Below are 6,868 nucleotides of genomic sequence, written 5' to 3' on the forward strand. Positions count from 1 at the left end.
TGTTACTGACAGGCAGGAACGGCCGCAGCCGTTCCCACTCGGCATCACTCAGATCACCCCGCCCCATGTCCGCATCAACGACCCGGACGCGAGGCAGTCACATGATCGACCGGACAAGTCCTAGTCGCGCGGCAGCCGGCCGATACCGCCGTACCAGGAGACCTCCGCATGTGACGGCCGCTCGGACTCCGGTACGGTCGAGCGCCAGTCGGAGACCACCTGAATGCCCGGCTCGACGATCTCGAAGCCCGCGAACAGCTCGGCGAGGTCCGCGCGGTCGCGCAGGGTGAGCGGCACGTTCTGGGCCCGGTACGCGGCCTGGACGCCGAGCGCGGTCTCGGGGGAGATCTCGGCCGTCGCGTGCGACAGCACGATCACGCTGCCGGGAGCCAGGGCCTCGCGCAGCCGCCCGACGATGGCGCCCGGGTCCTCCTCGTCCGAGACGAAGTGCAGGATCGCCACCGCGAGCACGGCCGCCGGCTCCGCGAAGTCGATCAGCTCCTGCGTCTCGTGGTGCGCGAGGATCGCGTCCGGGTCCCGGATGTCGGCCGGGATGACCGTGGTCCGCGCGTCGGCGGACAGCAGCGCGTGCCCGTGGGCCAGGACGATGGGGTCGTTGTCGACGTACACCACGCGCGCGTCGGGAGCGTGGCGCTGGGCGACCTGGTGGACGTTGTCGGCGGTCGGCAGCCCGGACCCGATGTCGAGGAACTGGCGGATGCCCGTCTCCTCGACCACGTAGCGCACGGCGCGGCCCAGGAAGGCGCGGTTCTCCCGGGCCGCGGTACGCAGCGTCGGGAAGGCCGCCACCGCCGCCTCCGCGGCCTTCTCGTCCGCGGGATAGTTGTCCTTGCCGCCGAGAAGGTAGTCGTACATGCGCGCCGAATGGGCCTCGTGGGTGCGCAGCCCGGCCCCACTGGACTCGTACTGCCGGCCCGTCGCCTCGTCGGGATGTGCCATGTCTCCTCGAACCCTCCGCTCCGGGCCGCAACCCGCCGCGCTGTCAGGGCAGATGGCCCGCCCAGGTCCGGACAGCCTAACCGGAGGCGTCCTGTCCGGGACGGCCGAGGGGGTGTGCGGCGCCGCGGTCAGTCCTCGGAGCGGAACAGCCGCCTGCCGCCGTGCTTCTTGTGCACGGCCTGCCTGCTGACGCCGAGCGCCTCGGCGATCTGGGCCCAGCTCGTGCCCTGCGCGCGGGCCCGCCGGACCAGGACCGCCTCCTGGCGCTCCAGCTCACGGCGCATCTCGGCCACGGCCGTCAGCGCCGCGACCGGATCGTCGTCCCCGGCGCGCCGGGCGAGCTCGGTGAGCTGGTCGCTTCCCATACCGCCAACCTTAGTTGGCCCCCGCTGCTTTCCGCAGGGTACGGCCCGCGGAAAGCCGCACCGAACCGGGTGGCCGTCCACATACCGCCGCTGAACTGCGGTTTCTAGCGTGAGCGTGCCATCGGGGCAGATGCCCCGGACCCGGAAGCCCGCGGGGAGACTTGGAGACCACGCATGCAGAACCTGACGATCCTGGCAGTCGAGGGGGAGCCGGCCGGCGGCGTCGCGGGCTGGGCCGCGGACCTCGTCGACCGGCTGGGCGGACCGGGCGCCGGCCTCGCCATCGCGCTGGAGAACCTCTTCCCGCCGCTGCCCAGCGAGGTGATCCTGCCGCTGACCGGCTTCGCGGCAGGCCAGGGCGTGCTCAGCCTGGCCTCGGCGCTGTTCTGGACGACGCTCGGCTCGGTGGTGGGAGCGGCGGTCCTGTACGGGATCGGCGTGCTGTTCGGGCGCGACCGCATGCACGCGCTGTGGGCCAGGCTGCCGCTGGTGAAGGTCTCCGATCTGGAGCGTACGGAGGAGTGGTTCGCGCGGCACGGCACGAAGGCGGTGCTCCTGGGCCGGATGGTGCCGATCTTCCGCAGCGTGATCTCCATCCCGGCCGGTGTGGAGCGGATGCGCCTCCCGGTCTTCCTGGCGCTGACCACGCTGGGCAGCCTCGGGTGGAACGCGGCGCTGGTCCTGGCCGGCTACTGGCTGGGCGACCAGTGGGACGCGGTCGAGACCTATGTCGGCGTGCTCTCCAAGGCCGTGCTGGCCCTGGTCGCGCTCGCCCTCGTGGCCTACGCGGGCCTCCGGGTGCGCGGCCACCGCGCCGCGGCCCGGCACCGCCGCACGTCCTGAGCCGTCCGCTGCGGACCGTGCCGGACACCGCGTGCTCCGATCGGGGGACCCCGGACGGCGCGCGGGGCACTCGCGGACGAACGGGGAACAGAACCCCGTATGCCGGAACTCCCCGCCGGGGCCGGGCCGTCCGCCCCGCTGCCCATGGCGCACGCGGCGGTGGCGGCCGCGGTGCGGCAGCTGGTGGCGGACTTCGGCGCCGCGGACTCGCTCGGCTACTTCGCCACCCGGCGCGACCGGCTGGTGTGCTTCTCCCCGGGCCGGGACGCCGCCGTGAGCTTCACCCGGCGGTGCGGCGTGTTCCTCGCGGCGGCCGACCCGCTGGGCAGGCCCGGATCCTGGGCCGCCGCCGCCGGCGCGTGGCGGGACGCGGCCGCGCGGGCCCGCGCGGTCCCCGCCGCCTTCGGCGCCGGGCGGCGCGGCGCCGCCGCGTACGCCGCCGGGGCCGGGCTGCGCCGGACCCACATCGGGGACGAGGCGGTCCTGCCGCTGGAGGACTTCACGCTCCTCGGGCGCCGGATGCGCCCGGTGCGGCAGGCGGTGCACCGGTGTACCCGCGCCGGTCTGCGGGCCCGGATCCGGTGGGTGGGCGACCTCTCGGCGGAGGAGCGGCGGCATGTGGCGGTGCTGGCGGAGCGATGGCGTCCGTACCCCCGGGAGCGGGGCTTCGCCATGGCCCTGGGGCGGTTCGGCGGCGCCGAGGACCGCCGCTGCCTGCTGGCCGAGGCGCTCGACCGCCACGGTGGCCCCGTCGCCCTGCTGGCCTTCGTGCCGTGGGGAGCCGACGGGCTCTCCCTGGACCTCATGCGCCGGAGCCCGCACGGCCCCAACGGCGTGCACGAGTTCCTCGTCAGCGCGCTCGCGGACCGCGCGGCGGCGCTGGGCGTCCGCCGGCTGTCGCTGACCTTCTCCCCGCTGCGCCCGGTGATGGACGGTACGCGGCAGGGCGCCGGCGCGCGGCTGCTGCGCACCGCCCTCACCGGGGTCTCGCCCTGGTGGCAGTTCGAGGGGCTGTACCGGGCCGGCGCCAGATACCACCCGTGCTGGGAGCCGCGCTTCCTGTGCTCCCCGGGCCGGCTGCGGCTCCCCCGGGCCGGGCTGGCGATCCTGGTCGCCGAGGATCAGCTCGTGCCCCGGCGCCCGCGGCCCCCGGCGGGGGCCGGTCGGCCCTAGCCGCGGGGGTTCGCTCACGTGTCCACTGGAGGTGCGGGTCCGACCACGCGAAAGGAATGCTCGGAATGTCCGTCCGCACCGGTCCCCGCCGCTCGGAGGCCCTGGACCGGGCCGAGGCCCTGCGGCTGCTGGGCAGCGTCTCCTTCGGCAGGGTCGTCTTCACCCAGGGCGCGCTCCCCGCGATCCGGGCGGTCAACCACGTCCTGGACGGCGGCGAGATCGTGATCCGTACCCACGAGGGCGCGGCCCTGACCTCGCATACGCAGCAGGGCGGCGCCCCGGGTGTCGTGGTCGCCTACGAGGCCGATGCCATCGACCCCGGCACCCATCTGGGCTGGAGCGTCGTGGCCACCGGCTACGCCCACCTGGTCACCGAGCCGCACGAGCTGGAGCGCTACCGGGCGATGCTGCGCCCCTGGGTGGACCGGGCGATGGACTTCGCCGTACGCATCCGCCCCGACCTGGTCACCGGCGTACGGCTGTCGGACGCCTCCCTCCGTCCGGACGGGTGAGGTGCGGCGGGGTCAGCTGCGCGTGCGCGGCCGGTACCGTGAACCGGGCAGGCGGCCGGGATCGGCGGGTGACGGGACCAGGAGGTCACGGGTGATGGGCGGGCAGGAGTCGGCGTCCCGGCTTCCGCAACTGCGGCTGGACGAGCTGCTGGAGGAGCTGCAGGCGCGCGTCGAGGCCGCCCGCGGCACCCGCGACCGGGTGCACAGCCTGCTGGAGGCCGTGCTGTCGGTCGGGCGCGAGCTGGACCTCACCCAGGCGCTGCGCCGCATCGTGGAGGCCGCCGCAGCGCTCGTCGACGCCCGGTACGCGGCGCTGGGGGTGATCGGGCCGGACGGCCGCACCCTGTCCCAGTTCCACACCGTCGGGCTCTCCGGCGAGGAGATCGCGGCCATCGGCCCGTACCCCACCGGCAAGGGCCTGCTGGGCGAGCTGATCCAGCACCCCGAGCCGCTGCGGCTGACCGAGCTCTCCGCGCACGCCTCCTCGTACGGCTTCCCGGAGCACCACCCGCCGATGCGCACCTTCCTCGGGGTCCCGCTGCGGGTGCGCGACCAGGTCTTCGGCAACCTGTACCTCACCGACAAGCGCGGTGGCGCGGACTTCGACGCCGAGGACGAGGCGGTGCTCGCCACCCTCGCCGTGGCCGCGGGAGTGGCCATCGACAACGCGCGGCTGTACGAGGAGGCCCAGCGGCAGCAGCGCTGGCTGCGGGCCAGCGCGGAGATCACCCGGGCGCTGCTCTCGGGCAGCGCCCGGCTGGATGTCCTCGGCCTCATCGCCGAGCGGGCGCGGGAGATCACCGGCGCGACGGTCGCGGACGTCTCCGTGCCGCTGGCCGGCACCGGGCAGCTGACCGTCGAGCTCGCCCTCGGCGGAGACGCCGCAGCGCGGCTGGGGCTGACCGTGTCGGCCGAGGGCACCCTGTCGGGGCTCGCGTGCGCGACGGCCGCGCCCGCGACCACCACCGACCTGGCCGGCGATCCGCGCTTCACCGCGGGGCCGCCCCGGTTCGCCGGGCAGGGCCCCGCGGCCGCCGTGCCGCTGGGGGGCGCGGCGGGCGGGATCGGCGGCGTGCTGCTGCTGGCCAGGCCGGAGGGGAGCCACGCCTTCACGGAGGGGGAGATCGGGCCGCTGCTCGGCTTCGCCGACCAGGCGGCGCTCGCCCTGGAGCTGGCCGACCGCCGCCGGGACGCCGAGCAGCTCACGCTGCTGGAGGACCGCGACCGGATCGCCAGGGATCTGCACGACCTCGCGATCCAGCGGCTGTTCGCCACCGGGATGACCCTGCAGAGCGCCGCGCGGCTCATCGAGCCCGCGAGCGCCAACGACCGGGTGGAGCGGGCGGTCGCGGACCTGGACGAGACCATCAAGATCATCCGCTCGACCATCTTCGGGCTGCGGGCCCGGGACGAGGAGGCCGAGCAGAGCCTGCGGGCCCGGGTCGCCCGAGCCGTCGGCGAGGCGCACCCGGCGCTGGGCTTCGCGCCCCGGCTGAGCATGGAGGGGCTGCTGGACACCGACGTACCGCCGTCGGTCGCCGACCATGTGCTGGCGGTGCTGCTGGAGGCGCTGAGCAACACGGCGCGGCACGCGGGTGCGAGCCGCGTGGAGGTGGGCCTGCGGGCGACGGCGCGGGAGGTCGTGCTCACCGTGGAGGACGACGGCGTCGGGATCCCGGCCGAGGGGCGGCGCAGCGGGCTGCGGAACATTGCCGAGCGGGCCGAGGAGCTGGGCGGCGCGCTGGAGCTGGCCCGCCCGGAGGGCGGGGGCACCCGCCTGGTCTGGTCGGCCCCCCTGCGCTGACGCGGGGCTCATGCGGGAGAGTCGGCTGCCCCGTCAGGGGCGCGGGGAACTGCGCGCCCAGCCGGCGCGGACCTGCGGACTGCGACGCACCGCAAGGGGCAGACGGGGCGCAGCCCCGACGCGGATCGGCGGGGTGTCAGGGGCGGGCCCGGCCCGACTGCGCCGCCGACGCCTGCGTAGCGATGACCGCGGCCTGCACCCGCCGCTCGACCCCCAGCTTCGCCAGCATCCGCGAGATGTGGTTCTTGACGGTCTTCTCCGCGAGATAGAGCCGCTTGCCGATCTGCCGGTTCGTCAGCCCCTCCCCGATCAGCGCCAGAATCTCCCGCTCGCGCCCGGTCAGCTCGGGCAGCAGCGCGGGCTGCTCCTCCTCGTCCCGCTCCCCGCGCAGCCGGGCCATCAGCCGCGTCGTGGCGCCCGGGTCGAGCATGGACTGGCCGGCGGCCACCGTGCGCACCGCCGTGACGAGGTCGGTGCCGCTGATCTGCTTCAGCACATAGCCCGAGGCGCCCGCCATGATCGCGTCCAGCAGCGCCTCCTCGTCGTCGAACGACGTGAGCATCAGACAGGCCAGCTCCGGCATCCGGGAGCGCAGCTCCCGGCACACCGACACCCCGTCGCCGTCCGGCAGCCGCACATCGAGCACCGCGACGTGCGGACGCAGCGCGGGCACCCGCACCAGGGCCTGCTCGGCGGTGCCCGCCTCGCCGATCACGGTCAGATCGGGCTCTGTCTCCAGCAGGTCGTGCACGCCCCGCCGCACCACCTCGTGGTCGTCGAGGAGGAAGACCCGCACTGGCGCCGGGGCCTCCGGCTGCGCACCGTCCGACATCGCCGCTCACTCCGTCCGTGTCCGTCCGTGTCCGTCCGGGACCGTCCCCGCGGCTGCGGGGAGTCGCATCATGCCTCCCGCCGCGCCCCGGCCGGTAGGGCCGTCCGGCCCCAACCGGGACCTGCCGGGGAGGCGGTCGGCGCGCCGGCAGGGGCGTTCGGCCCTGGTGTCCGGCCGCCGCCGCCTTCTCTACTGGCACAGCCGTCAGCAAGCCGTCCAGTGGCCCAGGGAGATGCCGTATGAGCGCGTCCGCCGTCCGATACTCCACCGCGCCGTCCCCGGCCAGCAGCGTAGCCGGGGGTGAGGGGGCGCTGCCCCGCGTCGTGGTGGTGGGGGGCGGCATCGCCGGGCTGGCCGCCGCCGCCCGGCTCGCGGGGGT

7 protein-coding genes are annotated in these 6,868 nt (G+C 75.4%); 4 read left to right on the forward strand and 3 right to left on the reverse strand.

Features of this window, described 5'->3' with window-relative positions:
- Positions 1-120: 120 nt before the first annotated feature.
- Positions 121-960, reverse strand: a complete 840-nt coding sequence (locus tag G5C65_RS28245; protein ID WP_165301849.1) for an SAM-dependent methyltransferase — start codon at positions 958-960, stop codon at positions 121-123.
- A gap of 128 nt (positions 961-1,088) precedes the next feature.
- Positions 1,089-1,325: a helix-turn-helix domain-containing protein gene (locus G5C65_RS28250; protein WP_165301850.1), complete on the reverse strand. Its 237-nt coding sequence runs from the start codon at positions 1,323-1,325 to the stop codon at positions 1,089-1,091.
- Positions 1,326-1,499: 174 nt separating this feature from the next.
- Here G5C65_RS28250 and G5C65_RS28255 point away from each other — a divergent pair, with 174 nt between their 5' ends.
- The 4 genes from G5C65_RS28255 (at position 1,500) to G5C65_RS28270 (ending at position 5,657) form a co-directional block, all read left to right on the forward strand.
- Positions 1,500-2,168, forward strand: a complete 669-nt coding sequence (locus G5C65_RS28255; protein ID WP_165301851.1) for a DedA family protein — start codon at positions 1,500-1,502, stop codon at positions 2,166-2,168.
- Between the two features lie 99 nt (positions 2,169-2,267).
- Positions 2,268-3,341 (forward strand): phosphatidylglycerol lysyltransferase domain-containing protein, encoded by a 1,074-nt coding sequence (locus G5C65_RS28260; protein WP_165301852.1) that lies wholly within the window; start codon positions 2,268-2,270, stop codon positions 3,339-3,341.
- Positions 3,342-3,397: 56 nt separating this feature from the next.
- Positions 3,398-3,853 (forward strand): pyridoxamine 5'-phosphate oxidase family protein, encoded by a 456-nt coding sequence (locus G5C65_RS28265; RefSeq protein ID WP_165301853.1) that lies wholly within the window; start codon positions 3,398-3,400, stop codon positions 3,851-3,853.
- Positions 3,854-3,947: 94 nt separating this feature from the next.
- Positions 3,948-5,657 (forward strand): GAF domain-containing sensor histidine kinase, encoded by a 1,710-nt coding sequence (locus G5C65_RS28270; RefSeq protein ID WP_165301854.1) that lies wholly within the window; start codon positions 3,948-3,950, stop codon positions 5,655-5,657.
- A gap of 136 nt (positions 5,658-5,793) precedes the next feature.
- Here G5C65_RS28270 and G5C65_RS28275 read toward each other — a convergent pair whose 3' ends face one another.
- Positions 5,794-6,489, reverse strand: a complete 696-nt coding sequence (locus G5C65_RS28275; RefSeq protein WP_165301855.1) for a response regulator — start codon at positions 6,487-6,489, stop codon at positions 5,794-5,796.
- Between the last annotated feature and the right edge of the window lie 379 nt (positions 6,490-6,868).

Origin of the sequence: Streptomyces boncukensis, assembly GCF_011045075.1 — a bacterium.
Classification (GTDB): domain Bacteria; phylum Actinomycetota; class Actinomycetes; order Streptomycetales; family Streptomycetaceae; genus Streptomyces; species Streptomyces boncukensis.